General features: G+C 61.6%; 1 protein-coding gene. It reads left to right on the top strand.

All coding sequences use genetic code 11. The annotated features are described in order from the left end of the window. Positions 1-104: 104 nt before the first annotated feature. Positions 105-940, top strand: an 836-nt coding sequence (locus tag D8U18_RS23255) for an Mrp/NBP35 family ATP-binding protein (RefSeq protein ID WP_131108543.1), incomplete at its 3' end; no start/stop codon positions are given.

The raw sequence follows: 940 nt of genomic DNA, 5'->3' as shown, positions 1-940 counted from the left end.
CCACAGGGATGTGTTTGCCACAAATCATCAGTGGGCATGCCGTCCTTGAGCTAGAACGGTTAGGATACCTGCCTGATTTTCCAGCCTTGTTATCGGAGTTGCCCATGAGCGCCGTCAATCGCGCAGCGGTGGAAGCCGTCCTTCGCCAATACACCGACCCTTATCTGAACCAGGACCCGGTCAGCGCCGGGTGCGTGCGCAACATCGACATTCAGGGCGACCGCGTCAGCGTCCAGCTCGAATTGGGTTACGCCGCCGGTCTGTTCAAGAGTGGCTGGGCGCAGATGCTGGAAATGGCTATTCAAGGCCTCGATGGCGTGTCGAGTGCAAAAGTCGACATCACCAGCGTGATTGCCGCACACAAGGCTCAGGCGCAGATCCCGGGGCTGGCCAACGTGAAAAACGTCGTGGCCGTGGCGTCAGGCAAGGGTGGCGTGGGCAAATCCACCACCGCGGCCAACCTGGCACTGGCCCTCGCCCGCGAAGGCGCCAAGGTCGGGATTCTAGACGCCGACATCTACGGTCCGAGCCAGGGCATCATGTTCGGCATCGCCGAAGGCACCCGCCCGCAGATCAAAGATCAGAAGTGGTTCGTACCGATCCAGTCCCACGGCGTCGAAGTCATGTCCATGGCCTTCCTCACCGACGACAACACGCCAATGGTCTGGCGCGGACCGATGGTTTCCGGTGCCTTGCTGCAACTGGTCACCCAGACTGCCTGGGGCGATCTGGATTACCTGGTCATCGACATGCCGCCAGGCACCGGCGACATCCAGCTGACCCTGGCGCAGAAAGTCCCGGTGGCCGGCGCCGTCATCGTCACCACCCCGCAGGACCTGGCATTGCTGGACGCTCGCAAGGGCGTCGAAATGTTCCGCAAGGTCAACATTCCGGTGCTGGGCGTGGTGGAAAACATGGCCGTGCACATCTGCTCGAACTG

The sequence above is a fragment of the Pseudomonas sp. Sample_10 genome, from assembly GCF_004321495.1.
In the GTDB taxonomy this organism is placed as follows: domain Bacteria; phylum Pseudomonadota; class Gammaproteobacteria; order Pseudomonadales; family Pseudomonadaceae; genus Aquipseudomonas.
Note: the sequence above shows the minus strand (reverse complement) of the source record. Positions and strands in the feature narration are given on the sequence as shown.